Origin of the sequence: Janthinobacterium fluminis, assembly GCF_028595325.1 — a bacterium.
In the GTDB taxonomy this organism is placed as follows: domain Bacteria; phylum Pseudomonadota; class Gammaproteobacteria; order Burkholderiales; family Burkholderiaceae_D; genus Janthinobacterium; species Janthinobacterium fluminis.
On record NZ_JAQQXR010000006.1, the window covers coordinates 124,249 to 141,510 of the forward strand.

General features: G+C 69.1%; 11 protein-coding genes. 4 read left to right on the top strand and 7 right to left on the bottom strand.

The window, feature by feature from the left end; all coding sequences use genetic code 11:
* Positions 1–6: 6 nt before the first annotated feature.
* From OIK44_RS16340 to OIK44_RS16355, 4 genes are all read right to left on the bottom strand, one after another.
* The gene (locus OIK44_RS16340; protein WP_273672161.1) at positions 7–4,635 is read right to left on the bottom strand and encodes a CHASE domain-containing protein; all 4,629 of its coding nucleotides are present in this window, start codon (positions 4,633–4,635) and stop codon (positions 7–9) included.
* Between the two features lie 16 nt (positions 4,636–4,651).
* Positions 4,652–5,575 (bottom strand): GGDEF domain-containing response regulator, encoded by a 924-nt coding sequence (locus OIK44_RS16345; RefSeq protein ID WP_273672163.1) that lies wholly within the window; start codon positions 5,573–5,575, stop codon positions 4,652–4,654.
* 137 nt (positions 5,576–5,712) lie between these two features.
* Positions 5,713–7,353 carry a methyl-accepting chemotaxis protein gene (locus tag OIK44_RS16350; RefSeq protein ID WP_273672165.1) on the bottom strand — a complete coding sequence of 547 codons (1,641 nt, stop codon included), beginning with the start codon at positions 7,351–7,353 and terminating at the stop codon, positions 5,713–5,715.
* Positions 7,354–7,598: 245 nt separating this feature from the next.
* The gene (locus tag OIK44_RS16355; protein ID WP_273672166.1) at positions 7,599–8,492 is read right to left on the bottom strand and encodes a DMT family transporter; all 894 of its coding nucleotides are present in this window, start codon (positions 8,490–8,492) and stop codon (positions 7,599–7,601) included.
* A gap of 73 nt (positions 8,493–8,565) precedes the next feature.
* Between OIK44_RS16355 and OIK44_RS16360 the strand changes: the two genes are divergently transcribed.
* The gene (locus OIK44_RS16360; protein ID WP_273672167.1) at positions 8,566–9,360 is read left to right on the top strand and encodes an AraC family transcriptional regulator; all 795 of its coding nucleotides are present in this window, start codon (positions 8,566–8,568) and stop codon (positions 9,358–9,360) included.
* Here the strand turns inward: OIK44_RS16360 and OIK44_RS16365 are convergent.
* Positions 9,349–10,245: a hypothetical protein gene (locus tag OIK44_RS16365; protein ID WP_273672169.1), complete on the bottom strand. Its 897-nt coding sequence runs from the start codon at positions 10,243–10,245 to the stop codon at positions 9,349–9,351. The genes OIK44_RS16360 and OIK44_RS16365 overlap by 12 nt on opposite strands.
* Positions 10,246–10,381: 136 nt before the next feature.
* Between OIK44_RS16365 and OIK44_RS16370 the strand changes: the two genes are divergently transcribed.
* Both OIK44_RS16370 and map read left to right on the top strand, forming a co-directional pair.
* Positions 10,382–10,972 carry a TetR/AcrR family transcriptional regulator gene (locus OIK44_RS16370; RefSeq protein ID WP_273672170.1) on the top strand — a complete coding sequence of 197 codons (591 nt, stop codon included), beginning with the start codon at positions 10,382–10,384 and terminating at the stop codon, positions 10,970–10,972.
* Between the two features lie 4 nt (positions 10,973–10,976).
* Positions 10,977–11,771, top strand: a complete 795-nt coding sequence (map, locus tag OIK44_RS16375; RefSeq protein WP_273672171.1) for a type I methionyl aminopeptidase — start codon at positions 10,977–10,979, stop codon at positions 11,769–11,771.
* A 28-nt stretch (positions 11,772–11,799) separates the two neighbouring features.
* Here the strand turns inward: map and OIK44_RS16380 are convergent, their stop codons facing one another.
* Positions 11,800–12,270 carry a cyanophycin metabolism-associated DUF1854 family protein gene (locus OIK44_RS16380; RefSeq protein WP_273672173.1) on the bottom strand — a complete coding sequence of 157 codons (471 nt, stop codon included), beginning with the start codon at positions 12,268–12,270 and terminating at the stop codon, positions 11,800–11,802.
* 3 nt (positions 12,271–12,273) lie between these two features.
* Positions 12,274–14,550, bottom strand: coding sequence for a cyanophycin metabolism-associated ABC transporter (locus OIK44_RS16385; RefSeq protein WP_273672536.1), 2,277 nt, complete (start codon positions 14,548–14,550; stop codon positions 12,274–12,276).
* 496 nt (positions 14,551–15,046) lie between these two features.
* On the opposite strand from OIK44_RS16385, the gene OIK44_RS16390 reads away from it, so the two are divergent.
* Complete coding sequence (locus tag OIK44_RS16390; protein ID WP_273672174.1) at positions 15,047–17,218, top strand: cyanophycin synthetase; 2,172 nt, start codon at positions 15,047–15,049, stop codon at positions 17,216–17,218.
* The last annotated feature ends 44 nt before the right edge of the window (positions 17,219–17,262 follow it).

Below are 17,262 nucleotides of genomic sequence, written 5' to 3' on the forward strand. Positions count from 1 at the left end.
TTTCCGTCATCCCGCCGCTACGCTCAGCAGCACCAGCGCCGTCTTGAAATCGAGCCGCTCCATCGCGCCGTCGAGCGCGGCCAGTTCGTCGGCCGCCAGTTGCCGCCGCAGCGCCGGGCGCAGCGCCGCGTAGCCTTCGCAGGCGTCCAGGTCCTGGCCCGCCAGCAAAGCCTTCCATTGCTCGATGCGCGCGCCGTCCAGCGCCGCGTCGGCATCGTCCTCGCCGTCGGCGGGCGGTAGCGCGTTCTGCGCCGCCAGCCAGGCGCGCGCGGCCGCCGCCGTCGCCTCGATTTCCCGCTGCGCCGCGTCGAACAGCGCCGCCTCGCGCCCGCTCGACGCGCCGCGCAGCGCCGTCTCCAGCGCCAGCACCGCCGCCGCGAAGCGCTGCGCACCCAGCGTGCCGACGGAGCCGCGCAGGCCGTGCAACTTGTGCGCCGCCTCGGCCGCGCGGCCATCCTGCCAGGCCGCGCGCGCTGCCGCCGTGTCGAGCGGCGCGCGCACGCTCATGTTGCGGATCAGGTCGCACAGCGTGGCGCGCAGCGCCGGGTTGTCGTTGCTGTACTTGAGCAGCTGGCCGGGGTCGAACACGCCGTCGCGGCCGCGCGCCTGCTGCGCCTCGGCCGCGCCGGGACGCAGCAGGCGCCCGGCCGGCAGGTGGCGCGCGATCGCCGCCAGCATCTGCTCGACGTTGATCGGCTTGGCGATGAAATCATTCATGCCCGAGGCCAGGCACTGCTCGCGCTCGGACAGCATGACGCCGGCCGTCATCGCCAGCACCGGCAGCGCCAGCGCCAGTTCGGCGCGGATCGCCCGCGTCGCGGCGAAACCGTCCATCACCGGCATTTGCACGTCCATCAGCACCAGATCGTAGCGGCGCGGGTCGGTGCGCAGGCGCTCGACCGCCTTGCGGCCGTCGTCGAGCGTGTCGACGCTGGCGCCGGCCTGCTCCAGCATGGCCCGCGCCACCACCTGGTTCAGCGGATTGTCCTCGACCACCAGCAGACGCGCGCCGTCGATGCGCTGGCGCGCCGACGCCGCGCGCGGCTCGAACGGCGCGCCGCGGCCGCCGCCGGCGCGCAGCGCCAGCGTCTCGTGCAGCGCGTCGGCCAGGCCGGACGGCGTGACCGGCTTGAGCAGGATGGCGTCGGCGTCGGCGACGGCGTCTTCGCGCATCAGTTTGCCGCGGCCGAAGGCGCTGGCCATCACCAGCACCGGCACCGCCGCGTCGGGCTGCAGCAGGCGCAGCGCCTGCATCGTTTCCAGGCCGTCCATACCGGGCATCTGCCAGTCGACCAGCACGGCGTCGTAGCGCCCGCCCGCCGCGCGGCAGGCCAGCATCCGCTCGGCCGCCTGGGCGCCGCCGTCGGCGCCGTCGGCCTGCCAGTGCCAGGCGCGGATGGTCTTGCACAGGTAGTCGCGGCTGGTGGCGTTGTCGTCGACCACCAGCAGGCGCAGCGGCGCGGCCGGCGGGGGCGCCGCCGGCGCGCCCAGCGCCAGCGGCAGGCAGAGGCAAAACGCGCTGCCCTGGCCGGGCGCGCTGCTCACTTCGATGCTGCCGTCCATCATGTCGACGAGGCGGCGGCAGATGGCCAGCCCCAGGCCCGTGCCGCCGAAGCGCCGCGTGGTCGAGGCGTCCGCCTGCGAAAAGGCCGAAAACAGCCGCCCCTGCTGCTCGGCGTCCATGCCGATGCCGCTGTCGCGCACGCAAAAGCGCAGCAGCGCCGTGTCGCCGTCGCGGCGCAGCAGCTCGACCAGCAGCGACACCTCGCCCCGCTCGGTGAACTTGATGGCGTTGCCGGCCAGGTTGATCAGCAGTTGCTGCAGCCGCAGCGCGTCGCCGACCAGGCTTAGCGGCACGTCCGGCTCGACGCCGATGGCCAGCTCCAGATCCTTCTCGCCGGCGTTGACGGCCATGATGGCGGCGACGGCGTCGAGCACCTCGCTGAGCTGGAACGGCGCCGGCGCCAACTCCATGCGCCCCGCCTCGATCTTCGAGAAGTCCAGGATGTCGTTGAGGATGCTCAGCAGCGACTGGCCCGACACCCGTATCATGTCCAGGTACTTGCGCTGTTCGGCCGACAGCACGCTGCCGCCCAGCAGGTGGGCCATGCCCAGCACGGCGTTCAGCGGCGTGCGTATCTCATGGCTCATATTGGCGACGAACTCGCTCTTGGCGCGGCTGGCCGCCTCGGCCTGCTCCTTGGCCGCCAGCAGCGAGGCCTGCAACTGCTTCGGCCCGGTGATGTCCTTGGCCACGCCGAGAAAGCCGCTGATGACGCCGTCGGCGTCGCTGATCGGCGTCACCACCAGGCCCACCGGCAGCCGCGTGCCGTCCTTGCGCACATAGGTCCATTCGCGCGACTCCGCCTGGCCCAGCCGCGGCAGCGCGACGACGGCCGCTATGCCCTGCACCGGGCGGCCCAGTTGCACGCTGAGCTCGGCCGCGCGGGCCGCCAGTTCCGCGCCCACGTGCAGCAGCGCCGGCGTCTGCTGGCCCACCATCTCATCGGCGCGGTAACCCAGCATGCGCTCGGCGCCGGTGCTGAAGACGCGGATGATGCCGGACAGGTCGGTGGCGATGATGGAAAACTCGCTGGCCGCGTCAACCAGCGACTCGAACTTGCGCTCGGACTGCTTGAACGCCGCCGTCATGTCGCGCGCCAGCGCCACCGCGTACTCGCGGCGCGCCGACAGCGCCCGCACGACGCCGAAAAACAGCAGGCTGATGACGGTGCCCGCCACCAGCACGATCTGCGACTTTTGCCGGTCGATGCCGTCCTCGAAGGCGGCCAGCGAGGTCACCCGCACGGTCCAGGCGTGGTCGGCCAGCTCGATGACTTTTTGCGCGACGAAGGGGTTGGGATAGCTGCGCAGCTCGCGCGCCGTGCGCTGCACGCTGGTGTGCATGCGCCCCGCCTCGGTGATGCTGCTGCCGTCGAAAATTTCCAGCGCGACGCTGCTGCCGGCCTGGCCGAGGATGCCGCGCATCAGGTCGTCCATGCGGAAGGCGCTGTAGACATAGCCCTGCAGCGCGGCGCGGCGCTCGGCCACGCGCCCCTGCGGCGCGCCGCGCCGGTACACCGGCAGGTACATCAAAAAGCCGGCCTGCGGCGCCACGCCGCTCTCCTGCACCAGCGTCACCTTGCCCGACAGCGCGGGGGCGCCCCAGTCGCGCGCGCGCGCCATCGCCGCGCGCCGCGTCGGCTCGGAGAACATGTCGTAGCCGAAGGCGCGCCAGTTGCTGGGCGACTCGGGTTCGAGCAGGAAGATCGAGGTATACGCCTCGCGCGGGCCGGCTGGCCACAGGTGGAATTGCGGGAAACCCTGGGCCCGCACGCCCCGCTCGAAGGCGGCCACGCCGTCCGGCGCCAGCGCCTGGGCGTAACCGACGATCTGCAGGCCGGGGAAGTTGCGGTCGACCGCCATCGCCACGACGAAGTCGCGCCACTGCTCGCGCGTGACGGCGCCGGCGGCGTTGAACAGCGCCTGCGTGCTGCGCAAGCCCTGCTCGTAGCTGGCCATGCGCTCGTTGATGCGCTGCTCGATGTTCAGGGCCAGCACGTCGAAGCGCTCGCGCGCGCGGCGCTCGGTGCCGACGGCGATCAGGTTCCAGACGAACACGGTCAGGCCGACCCCGACCAGCAGCGTGAGCCATTGGCCGACGATGCGCCGGCCGTCGCGCGACAACTGGTCCTGGCGGCGCCGCTCGCTCATGTCGGCGCACAGCACCAGGCCGATGAAGCTGCACAGCACGCTGAAACTCTGGATCGCCACCAGCGCGTCGTTCAAGGTGCCGGTGGCGAAGGGGCCGAGGCCGCGGCTGGTGCCCCAGACGGCGCCGGTCGCCGCCAGCAGGCACACCAGGCTGGCGCCGCGCAGGCCGTAGCGGTAGGCGGCCCAGCCGATGCCGGGGATCAGCAGATAGGCCAGCCAGCGCAGCTCGCCGTCGGCGGCGAAGCGCTGGCCGAACACCAGCGCGACCAGCAACAGCAGCACCTGCAGCGAGGCGCCCACCTCCAGCGCCAGCGTGGCGCTCCAGCCGCGGTGGCGGTAGTGGCGCCACGACAACAGCACCGGGCCGACGATGACGACGCCGGCGATGTCGCCCAGCCACCAGACGCTCATCACGGCCCACTGCGCGGCCGGCGCGACGACGCCGCCGGCGACCAGGGCGAGCGCGCCGATGCCGGCGCTAAGCAGGCACATCAGCACGGCCACCAGGGCGAATTTGTAGATGTTTTGCAGCTGCGTCAGCTGGCGCGAGGCGCCGGCGAAGCGGCGCAGCAGGAAGGCGCCCAGCAGCGCCTCCAGCGTGTTGCCGCAGGCGATGGCGAGCGACACCAGCACGCCGGTCCAGCCCGGCGCGACGCCGTTGGCGGCGAAGGCGGCGAGGTTGGCGGCGAAGGCGCCGACGAGGATGCCCGGCCACATGCGGAAACCGCACAGCAGCAGCACGGCGAAGGCGATGCCGGACGGCGGCCAGACGGGCGTGGCGTTGCTGTCGGCGAAGGCCAGCAGCAGACCGAGCCGCGCCGCGCCGAAATACACCAGCGCGAACAGCGCCAGGCCGGCCAGCCGGCGCCAGCGCGCCGGCACCGGCACCGGCTGGCCGCCCCGCTGTGTGCCGTCGCGCATCGCCACGCCGGACGCGCTACAGCGGCGTGGCCGTGACGGCGCGGTTGCGCCCGGCCGACTTGGCCTGGTACAGCGCGCGGTCGGCGTCGGCGACCAGGTTCAGCGCCGAATTGGCCTCGCCCGGCACCATCGACGTCAGGCCGACGCTGACGGTGATGTGGGCGGCCACCGGCGAGCGCGCGTGCGCCAGCGCGTCGACGGCGATCTGCTCGCACAACCAGGCGCCGTACTTGGCCGCGTCGGCCGCGTCCGTGTAGGGCAGCAGCACGACGAATTCCTCGCCGCCGTAGCGCGCCACCACCTCGGACGGGCGCTGCGTGGCGCCCTCGATCAGCTCGGCCACCCGCTTCAGGCAGGCGTCGCCGCTCTGGTGGCCGTAGTGGTCGTTATAGGCCTTGAAGCAGTCGATGTCGATGAACGCCAGGCTCAGCGGCAAACCCTGGCGTTTGTGGCGCAGGAACTCGCGCGCCAGCTGCTCGTCGAAATAGCGCCGGTTGAACAAGCCCGTCAAGCCGTCCTTGTTGGCCAGCTGCATCAGGGCCGCCGTCGCCCGCTGCAACTTCAGGTGGGTGCGCACGCGCGCCCGCACGACGGGCGCGTTGAGCGGCTTGGAGAGGAAGTCGACGGCGCCCGCCTCCAACGCCGCGACCTCGCTGTCCATCGTCGACTGGGCCGTGACGAACATGATGGCGCAATCCCGCATGTCGCTGTCGGCCTTGATGCGCCGACACACCTCGTAGCCGTCCATCGCCTGCATTTCCACGTCGAGCAGGATCAGTTGCGGGCGGCGCTGCTGCGCCAGCTCGATGCCGGCCGCGCCGCTGGTGGCGAAGAGGATCTGCCCCATGTCCTTCAATATGCCGCTCAACAAGCGAATCGCGTCGACGCTGTCGTCGATGATCAGGATCGTGCTTTGTGCTTCAGGCGGCTTTGTTGGCATTGCTACAGCTCCGTGCGACAGCATTCATGAATTGTGACCGGCGTATGCGCCAGACTATATCTTATATCGATAGCAATATAAACCTTTGATTTACCACGCGGCAAGGGGAAATAGCGGCGCCGGCCGCGCCGCGCCGTTTATCCGCCGGCGCCCGGCAGGCGCGGCGGCGCCAGGCTGGTCCGGGCGGGCGCCCGGCGCGCCGGCGCCTGCCCGTGCGCCTTGTCGAGCTTGAACACGCTGACCACCTGCGCCAGGTTGCCGGCCTGGTCCTGCAAGGAGGCCGCGGCGGCCGCCGCCTGCTCGACCAGCGCCGCGTTCTGCTGCGTCACGCCATCCATCTCCGTGATGGCCTGGTTGATCTGCTCGATGCCCACCTCCTGCTCGCGGCTGGCCGAGGCGATCTCGCCCATGATGTCGGTGACCCGCCGCACGCTGGCGACGATCTCGTCCATCGTCGTGCCGGCCTGCCCCACCAGCTTGCTGCCGACGTCGACCTTCTCGACCGAATCGCCGATCAGGGTCTTGATTTCCCTGGCGGCGGCGGCCGAGCGCTGCGCCAGATTGCGCACCTCGCTGGCGACGACGGCGAAACCGCGGCCCTGCTCGCCGGCCCGGGCCGCCTCGACGGCCGCGTTCAGCGCCAAAATATTGGTCTGGAAGGCGATGCCGTCGATGACGCCGATGATGTCGACGATCTTGCGCGAGGAATCGTTGATCGAGCCCATCGTTTCGACCACCTGGGCCACCACGGCGCCGCCCCTGCCGGCCACGTCCGAGGCGGACGCCGCCAACTGGTTCGCCTGGCGGGCGTTGTCGCTGTTCTGCTTGACGGTCGAGGTCAGCTCCTCCATCGACGAGGCGGTCTCCTCCAGCGAGCTGGCCTGCTGCTCGGTGCGCGAGGACAGGTCCAGGTTGCCGCTGGCGATTTCGCTCGACGCCGTGGCGATCGTGTCGGTGCCGCTGCGCACCTGGCCGACGATGTCGAGCAGCCTGTCGTTCATCTCCTTGAGCGCCTGCAGCAACTGCCCCGTTTCATCGCGCGCCGTGGCGTCGATGCGGCTGGTCAAGTCGCCGGCGGCCACCGTTTGCGCCACCTGCACCGCCGCCAGCATCGGCACGGTGATCGAGCGCGTGACCAGCCAGGCGATGAACACGCCCGCGCCGACGGCCAGCGCCGACAGCACGATCATCAGCGTGCGCGCGTCCGTGTACACCTTGGCCGCCTCGGTCCCGGCCTCCTGGTTCATCTGGTCCTCCAGCTCGTCGAGCTCCGTCAACAGGGCCAGCCATGCCGCCTGCGCCGGCCGGACCTCCTGGATCAAGACCCGGGTCGCCTCCTCGGCCTTGTTGGCCAGGCCCAGCTCGGCCGCCTTGGCCATCACCGGCAGGCTGGCCGCCTCCGCCGCCTTGATTTTCGGCAGCATGGCGCGCTCGCGCTCGCTGGTGCTGGGCAGCGTGGCAAACATCTGGCTCAGCTTGGCCTCGGCCTCCGCGTACTTCCGCTCGTTGCGCTTGATGCGCTCGGCCTCAGGCTGCATATCCTTGAGCTCGGTGAGCAGGGCCAGGTTGCGCAGCGCGATCGAGCGGTCGGCCACCGTGGCGAGCATGATGCCGGCCAGCTTGCCCTCGGGGTTATTGACATTGGTGATCTCGTCGAGCCGCTCGGCCACCTGCGCCATGCGGCTGATTCCCAACACCGTCACGGCCAGCAGCAGGGCCAGCACGACGCCAAAGCCCATACTCAGGCGCGCGCCTATCTTCATATTCGACATAGCCATTTCTTACTCCCAGGTTGAACGGAGCTTGCGTAATATGCCGCCGGAGACTGGGGCGGGCCGAAACTGTGCGCCGGGCGCGCGGCCGCGGCCAGCGCCGGGCTGGCAGGCGGGAAGACGGAGAGGGCTGGGACAGTGATGCAGCGGACACCACCGATCCTTTCGTGAAGGATTGCTGAGCCGGCGGAATGGGCGGCCGGAACCGGAGGAATAATAATATACGGAAATTCCGCGACTTCCGAAACTTTTTAAACGGGCGCGGCCGCCCGCAGAGGCCGCTTCAGCGTCTGCGCCAGCACCACGCCGAGCAGCGTGACGAGGCCGCCGACGACGTCGTAAGCGTGCAGGGTTTCGCCGAGAAACAACAAGGCGATCGCGACCGTAAACACCGGCAACAGATTCATCATCGTCGTCGCGCGGCTGGGGCCGAGCTTGCCGACGCCGTGCATCCACAGGAAGGGCGCCAGCACGGACGCCGGAATGCCGGCGAACAGCACCAGCGGCAGGCCGGCGGCGCTGACCGGCGGCGCCGAGCGGCTCAGGTAATAGACCAGCAGCACCGGCACCGCGCACCAGATCTGCACCAGCAGCGAATGCCAGTTATTCAAGGGGATCTTCCAGCGCTTGAGCAGCACGCCGTAGCCGGCGTAGGACAGGCAGGCCAGCAGCATCAGCGCGTCGCCGGCGGCGGCGCCGTGGCGCAACAGCGCGGCCGGGTCGCCGTGGCTGAGCAGATAGGCCAGGCCGAACAGCGACAGCAGGCCGCCGCCGACGCCGCCGACGGTGGCCGCCTCGCCCAGCAGCAGCACGCTCAGGCCGACGGCCAGCAGCGGCATCAGCGAGGCCAGGATGCCCATGTTCGTCGCGCTCGTCGTTTGCGCGGCGACGTAGGCCAGGCACTGGTACATGACCATGCCCAGCATGCCCAGCACGAACAGCTTGGGCAGCCAGGGCCGCACCGCGGCGCGCTGGCGCCACACGGGCCGGCCGAAGGCCAGCGCCAGCAGGACGCCGGCCAGCAGCCAGCGGTAGAAGGAAATGGCGGCCGGGTCGACGACGCCGACGGCCAGCTTGCTGACGACCGTGTTGGCGGCCCAGATCAGCACCGCGCACAAGGGGAACAGATAGTGTTTGAGGTTCATCGAGCGATTCTCGCACAGTCCGTTTAAATGGATATAATCCGAAACGGACAAACCATGCGCGCAACAGGACAATATGGCCAGCAACCCGCACCACCCGCCCGTCGCCGACGCCCTCCCCTACGAGATCTACTTCCGCATCGAAACCTACGCGCGGGCGCGCCACTTCGGCAGCGAAAGCCACCCCTGGGGCCAGCTCAACTATTGCGCCAGCGGCGTGATGGAACTCAAGGTCGCCGGCCAGCGCTACCTGTCGCCGCCGCAGTACGCCGTGTGGATACCGCCGGGCACACCGCACGAGGCCACCATCCGCCAGAACGTCGCCTACCACTCGGCCTACATCGACGCGGCCCTGTGCGCCACGCTGCCGGCGCGCCACTGCGCCCTGGAGCTGAGCCCGCTGCTGAAGGCCATCCTCGCCGATTTCGCCGGCCGCCGCGTGACGACGCCGGCCAGCCCGGCCGACCGGCGCCTGGCGCAGGTGCTGCTGGACCAGTTGCGGCTGGCCCCACCCAGCAGCAACTATTTGCCCGGCAGCGAAGACCCGGTGCTGGCGCCGCTGCTGGAGGCGCTGCGGCGCCAGCCCGGCTGCCCGCGCACGCTGGCCGACTGGGCCGCGCAACTGCACCTGACCGAGCGCACGCTGGCGCGGCGCTGCCAGCGCGAACTGGGCATGAGTTTCGGCGCGTGGCGGCAGCGCCAGCGCTACCTGGCCGCGCTGCCGCTACTGGAACAGGGGCAGACGGTGCAGGCGGTCGCCCTGAGCCTGGGCTACAGCACGGCGTCGGCCTTCATCGCCATGTTCCGCCGCCACGGCGGCGCCACGCCGGACCGGCTGCGGCGCGGCCCGCAAGCGCCGTCAGCGCACTGAGGCGCAGGCGGTGGCGCCGTAGGCTTGCACGGGGTGCATGGCAAAGCCGTTCAGCTCAAAAATGAAAACGTCGTCCCCGGGCAAGTATTCCAGCGTGATCCCCGTCGGCCACCACGCATGGGCATAGGCGGCCGGCTGGCGTATCGGCCAGGCGCTCTTGCCGCCGGCGGCGGCCAGCTTGGCCGCGCGGCTGAAGGCATGCAAGGTCAGCGACGCCTCCAGGAAAGCCAGTTCGCCATCGAAGGAACCGTAGATGATGACGGGGTTGGCGTCGACGTTGCGCTTGCTGTAGTCGAAGCTGCCGTCCAGGCTGTGCAAGCCCATCTGCGCGATCGAACTGCCCGTGTCGGGAAAGTAGTCGGCCGCGGGGAAGAAACAGGGCGGCGGCAAGTCGAGGAAGCGGCGCATCTGCACATAACGGGTTTGCTGCGAATCACAGGTGTTGCCGCTTGAAATGCAGTGCATCTCGCGCTCGACAAAGTCCCGGCTCCGCGTATAAAAATGGAAATCGAAGTGCGGCGTGACGAAGGAGCCGTTCGGCCCGCGCACCTCGCCCTCCGTATTCCAGTCGATCTCGACGTAGCGGAACGGCAGCGCCGGCTCTACGCCGGCCGGCAAGTCCAGATACTTGAAGCGGTAGATGGTCGAGTGCGGCTTGTCCGGCAGCAGCGGCACGCCGCTGCCGCGCCGCCCGAACGGCGACGGCACGCGCAGGCGCAGCACCGGCGCCGGCAAGCCGGCCGCCAGCGCCTCGGCCTGCCAGCCGGCGCGCGCGGCGTAGCGCTCGATGGCGCGCTGCGGCGGCGCCGCCTTGCCGCCGTGGGCCGCCGCCGGCAAGGCCGGCAGCGCCAGGCAGGCCAGCGCCAAGAGGGGAAGAACACGCATGGGGTATCCTTTCAATGGTGGGACGGCGCGGCGCGTATGCGCCACGAAGATGCATTATAAACAACTCATTGCCGCTGTAAACATTGCGCCCCGCCCCGACCTTGACAGCATCAAATAGAATCTATATTCTATTTGAATGGTCAGACTCGCTAAATTCAACGCAGACAACTTCATCGACGCCGCCATCGACGTCGCCGCGCAGTGCGGCATGGCCGCCGTGTCGATGGCCGCCATCGCCGTGCGCGCCGGCGCGCCGATCGGCTCCGTGTACCACCGCTTCGACTCGCGCGGCGCCATCCTGGCGCACGCCTGGCTGCGCGTGAAAGCCGACTTCCGCGCCGACGTCGCCAGCCGCTGGCAAGGCGCCGACAGCTGGGACGGCGTGGCCGCCCTGCTCGACTGGTGCCGCCGCAAGCCCGTCTACGCCCGCTTCCTGCTGCAATGCGAAGACCAGCCGCTGGCCGACGCCACGCTGGCGCCGCAACTGCGGGCGGCGCTGGAGGCGGAGCAGGCCGAGCTGGACGCCTGCTTCGAGCGCTGCCTGCTGGCCTTGCCGGCCGGCGGCGAAAACGCCGCCGCGACGCTGCGTTTCATCCTGATCGACGGCCCCGTCGCCGTCGTCAAACCCTATCTGACGCAACACCACGCCATCCCCGCCGGCGCGGACGCGATCCTGCGCGCCGCGCACGACGCCGTGCGCGCCCTGGCCAACATCGAAACGGACTGAAGCAATGCGCTACTCGACCCAGCAAGACCACGGCAAACCGATCCCGCTGCACGACGCGGAGGGCTTCGCCGCGATGCGCGCGGCCGGGCGCATCGCCGCCGACACGCTCGACTTCATCACCCCCCACGTCAAGCCGGGCGTCTCCACGGCGGCGCTCGACAAACTGTGCGAAGACTATATGCGCGCCGCCGGCAGCATCCCCGCCACCATCGACTACCACGGCTACAAGCATGCCAGTTGCATCTCGGTGAACCACGTGGTCACGCACGGCATCCCGTCCGAGACGAAGATCTTGCGCGCCGGCGACATCGTCAACATCGACGTCACGCCGAAGTTCCAGGGCTGGCACGGCGACAGCAGCCGCACCTTCGAGGTGGGCGCCGTGTCCATCCTGGCGGCGCGCCTGGTCAAGACGGCCTACCAGGCGATGATGGCCGGCATCGAGCAAGTGCGTCCCGGCGCCACGCTGGGCGACGTCGGCGCCGCCATCGAAGCGGTGGCGCGGGCCCAGGGTTTTTCGTCGGTGCGCGACTTCTGCGGCCACGGCCTGGGCAAGGTCTTCCACGACGCGCCCCAGGTGCTGCACTACGGCCGCGCCGGCACCGGCGTCGTGCTGGAGCCCGGCATGATCTTCACCATCGAACCGATGATCAACGCCGGCAGCTACCAGGTCAAGGTGCTGCCCGACAAATGGACGACGGTGACCAAGGACCGCTCGCTGTCGGCCCAGTTCGAGCACAGCCTGGCCGTCACCGAGACGGGCTTCGAGATCTTCACGCTGTCGGCGCTGCCGGGCTAGGCGCACCAGCCGGCGGCCCGGCGCCGCCTTACAGGAAGCGGTCGAGTATCTTGCGGCTGTGCTTGTCGATGCCGAACATGTCGCGCACCAGGAAGTGGATGCCGTGGCTGTCGACCACCAGCAGCGAGCAGGCGCCGATGCGGCGGATGTCTTCCTCGCCCTTGAGCACGAAATGGGTGTCGCCGCGGTCCGTCTTGACGTGCCAGGTGCATGGCGTCGCGTAGCTGCTGACACTGCCGATGTGGAGAATCTCGGGCATGAACTCGCGCCCCTCCAGCTCGTCCTGCACCAGCGTGCACAGCGACGTCGGCAAGTCGCCGATGAAGTCTATCCACGCCACCTCCCGGCCGTCCGGCAACACCATCGAAATGCCGCGCTCCGGCGACTGGATGGGGAAGGCCCGCACCGGCGCCACGCCCTCGTGCACCTGGCCGTCGGCGTCCGTCAATACCAGCTTGCCGAAGGCGTTGCGGCTCAGTTGAAAAGTTGTGCTTGCCATTGCTTATTCCTTGTCGTCCATGTCCGTGTCGACGTTGCGCGCCTGCGCCTCGTACAGCCGGAAATACGCGCCCTCGCGCGCCATCAGTTCGTCGTGGCTGCCCACTTCGACCACCTCGCCGCGGTCCAGCACCACCAGGCGGTCGGCCCGGTGCAGCGTCGACAGGCGGTGCGCGATGGCGATCGTGGTGCGGCCCTGCACCAGGTTGTCGAGCGCCTTCTGGATTTCCTTCTCCGTTTCCGAGTCGACCGACGAGGTGGCCTCGTCCATGATGAGGATGCGCGGGTCGATCAGCAGCGCGCGGGCGATCGAGATGCGCTGGCGCTCGCCGCCGGAGAGGCCCTGGCCGCGCTCGCCGACCATCGAGTCGTAGCCCTGCGGCAGGCGCAGGATGAATTCGTGGGCGTGCGCCGCGCGCGCCGCCGCGATGATGTCTTCGCGGCTGGCGCCCGGCTTGCCGTAGGCGATGTTGTCGGCGATGGTGCCGAAGAACAGGAAGGGTTCCTGCAGCACCAGGCCGATGTTGCTGCGGTAGTCGGACACGGCCAGCGCGCGGATGTCGACGCCGTCGAGCAGGATGGCGCCCTCGGAGACGTCATAGAAGCGGCAGATCAGGTTGACCAGCGTGCTCTTGCCGGAACCGCTGTGGCCGACCAGGCCGATCATTTCGCCGGCCTTGATGTTGAGCGAGATGCCGCGGTTGACGGCCCGGTTGCCGTAGCGGAAACCGACTTCGCGCAGGTCGATGCGGCCCTCGATGCGCTCAAGCTTGACCGGCGCCACCGGCTCCGGCACGCTGGAAACGTGGTCGAGGATGTCGAAGATGCGCTTGGCGGCCGAGGCCGATTTCTGCGTCACGGAGACGATCCGGCTCATCGAGTCGAGGCGGCCGTAGAAGCGCGAGCTGTAGGCGATGAAGGCGGTCAGCACGCCCACCGTGATGTCGCCCTGCGACACCTGCCAGATGCCGAAGCACCAGATCACCAGCAGCCCCAGCTCGGTGAGGAAGGAAACGGTCGGCGAGAACAGCGACCACACCTTGTTGAGCTTGTCGTTGACGGCCAGGTTGTGCGCATTGGCCTCGCGGAAGCGGCTCGCCTCGCGCCGTTCCTGGGCGAAGGCCTTGACGACGCGGATGCCGGGAATGGTGTCGGCCAGCACGTTGGTCACCTCGCCCCAGACCCGGTCGATTTTCTCGAAGCCGGTGCGCAGGCGGTCGCGGACGATGTGGATCATCCAGGCGATGAAGGGCAGCGGCAGCAGCGTCATCACGGCCAGCCAGGGGTTCAAACTCCACAGGATGACGCCCGTCATGACGATCATCAGCACGTCGGAGGCGAAGTCGAGCAGGTGCAGCGACAGGAACACGCAGATGCGGTCGCTGCCGCTGCCGATGCGCGACATCAGGTCGCCGGTGCGCTTGCCGCCGAAATATTCCAGCGACAGCTTCAGCAAATGCTCGTAGGTGGCCGAGCGCAGGTCGGCGCCCATGCGCTCCGACACCAGCGCCAGCACATAGGTCTTGCCCCAGCCCAGCACCCAGGCCAGCACGGCCGAGCCGAGCAGGCCCGACATGTACCAGACCACCAGCATCGGGTCGATCTTCACCCCGTTCTGGTAGGGGATCAGCACATTGTCCATCAGCGGCTTGGTCAGATACGGCGGGATCATGTGCGCCGCCGTGCTCAGCAGCATCAGCGTGAAGCCCAGCGCCAGTTGGCCGCGGTAAGGCAGCGCGAAGCGCCACAGGCGGAACAGCGTCAGCGTCGACGGCGGCGTGTGCAAGACCTTGGTGCAGATCGGGCACTCGTCCTGGTCCGGCTCCAGCGGCGCCTTGCAACTGGGGCAGACGTTCTGCTCGGCCGCCTGCACGGGCAGGCCGCTGACATGGCTGTCCAGGCGCTCGCGGAATTGTTCGATGAGGCGCAGCGCGTGCAGGTTTTGCCCCAGCGTGAAACGCCACGCCGCCAGGCGCCCTTGCCCATCCTGCAACTCCAGGTGGCCGACGCCGGCGTGGTCGTGGTGTTTCAGGCTCAGGCCCGGGCGGTAGGCCCAGTCGTGCCAGACGGTCTCGCCGGGCGAGCGGGCCAGTAAACGGCGCTCCGTGACGACAATAATGCCTTTTGTGAAGCGCAAGCGCGCATCCAGGTCAACCTCAACGCTAGTTAAAACGTTCTCCCCGGATGCGAGCTTTTTTTCTAGCTCGCCGTGCCAGGGTTCGGGCAAGGATGGGGGCGCCAAAGCGGGCGCCGTTGCGGAGGGAAGTTGTTCAGTTGTCATCGTCAAGCGTATTCCGGCTCAAGGCCTGGCCCCTCAGGGGCGGGGATTCTGGGAAAAATGGGGAAAGGCACACAATGGCCCGATCAATTCTGTCTGTCAATCTGTTGCAGAATAACGCGGCGCCGGCGGACGGCGCACGTATCGCGGCAGCAATTTACGGTATTCTATCGGATGGACGCGCACTGGCAGAAATCGGTTCTGCACGGTAAGCTTCGTTACTGAGAGTATACAACAGGATGGGCTTCGGGAAATTCGGCCTTGCGTAAGGGGCAAACAGCGGTGGCAGCCGCGCGATTTCTTGCGGCATCAATAACAATAATGGCGCGACGGCGAACGCCAGCACCAGGATCTTATTTTTGCCATGCCATCAACAAACACGGATAGGCACTCCGCTGCAGCGGCGAACCTGCATGCACACCGACGGCAATTGGAAGAAAGCCTCTAAATAATAATTGGACGCACAAAGCGCCAAGCCTGTTATCGAAGAATTATTTACATGACAAACAAGAAAGACATCATATTCCTCCGCGTGAACCACCTGCGCGGCCCGAACATCTGGACCTACCGCCCGGTGATCGAGGCGTGGCTGGATATCGGCGAACTGGAAGACTTCCCGTCGAACACCCTGCCCGGCCTGTACGAGCGCCTCGTCGCCTGGCTGCCCGGCCTGATCGAACACCGCTGCGGCGTCGGCGCGCGCGGCGGCTTCCTCGAACGCCTGCGCGAAGGCACCTGGTCCGGCCACATCCTCGAACACGTGGTGCTGGAATTGCAAAACCTGGCCGGCATGCGCACCGGTTTCGGCAAGACCCGCTCGACCGGCGAACGGGGCGTCTACAAGATGGCCTTCCGCACGCGCCAGCCGCAGGTCGGCCGCGCCGCGCTGGAGGCCGGCCGCGCGCTGCTGCTGGCGGCCATCGACGACCGCCCCTACGACCTCGACGCCGCGCTGGCGCAGTTGCGCGAGCTGGTCGACGAGCATTGCCTGGGGCCGAGCACGGCGCACATCGTCGAGGCGGCCACGGAACGCAAGATCCCCTCGCTGCGCCTGACCGACGGCAATCTGGTGCAACTGGGCCACGGCGCGGCCCAGCGCCGCATCTGGACGGCCGAGACGGACCGCACCAGCGCGATCGCCGAAAGCATCGCCAGCGACAAGGACCTGACCAAATCGCTGCTGCGCTCCTGCGGCGTGCCGGTGCCCGAGGGCAGCCTGGTGCGAAGCGCCGCCGAGGCCTGGGAAGAGGCGCAGGACATCGGTCTGCCCGTCGTCGTCAAGCCGTATGACGGCAACCACGGCCGCGGCGTGTCGCTGAACCTGATGACCCAGGCCGACGTCGAGGCGGCCTACCACCTGGCCAGCCGCAAGGGCGACAGCCAGAGCGTGCTGGTGGAACGCTACATCACCGGCGACGAACACCGCCTGCTGGTCGTCGGCAAGCACGTCGTCGCCGCCGCCAAGGGCGAGTCGCTGTGGGTCACCGGCGACGGCGTGGCCAACATCATCGCCCTCGTCGACAGCCAGATCAACACGGACCCGCGCCGCGGCACGGGCGAGGACGCGCCGCTGAACGCGCTGGCGCCGGAAAACGGCGCCGAGATCATCCTCGAACTGCAACGCCAGGGCATGACGGCGTATTCCGTGCCGCTGGCAGGCCAGAAGGTGCTGATCCAGCCGAACGGCAACGTCGCCTACGACGTCACCGACCGCGTCCACCCCTCGGTGGCCTACGCCGCCGCGCTGGCCGCGCGCGTGGTCGGCCTCGACATCGCCGGCGTCGACCTGGTCGCCGAGGACATCTCCCGTCCCCTCGACGCGCAGCGCGGCGCCATCATCGAAGTCAACGCCAGCCCCGGCCTGCTGGCCCACCTGAAGCCGGCCGACGGCCAGCCGCGCCCGGTCGGCGCCGCCATCGTCGGCCACCTGTTCGGCGCCGCCGACAGCGGCCGCATCCCCCTCGTCGGCGTCACCGGCAGCCGCGGCGCCAGCCTGGTCGCGCGCCTCGTCGGCAGCCTGCTGCAACGCAGCGGCAAGCACACCGGCGTGGCCTGCGCCGACGGCCTCTACCTCGACCAGCGCCGCGTCACCGGCGCCGACAGCGCCAACTGGGAGGCCGGCCAGCGCCTGCTGATCAACCGCTCGGTGCAGGCCGCCGTCTTCGAGAGCAACGCCAGGATGATCGTCAGCGAAGGGCTGGCCTACGACAAATGCGCGGTCGGCATCGTCACCGACATGGCGCCGCAGCCGCAACTGGCCGAGTTCTACATCTGCGACGACGCCGACATGCGCAAGGTCGTGCGCACCCAGGTCGACGTCATCCTGCCGGACGGCGTGGCCGTGCTCAACGCCGCCGACGCCGCCGTGGCCGACCTGGCCGAGCTGTGCGACGGCAAGGTGATCTTCTACGGCCTCGACGCCGCGCTGGCGGCCATCGCCGCCCACCGCGAGCTGGGCGAGCGCGCCGTCTTCGTGCGCGACGGCGGCATCGTGCTGGCGCAGGGCGCCGACGAAACGGCCCTACTGGCGCTGGCCGCGCTGCCGGCCGCGACGGCGGCCCAGCCGGAAGCCGTCGCCGCCGCCGTCGCCGCCGCCTGGGCGCTGGACGTCGCGCCCGAACTGATTTGCGCCGGCCTGCGCACCTTTGACGCGAACACGGCAACCCAATAACAATATCGCGGCGCTGCCAGCCAAGAACAACAAGATAGGAAAAC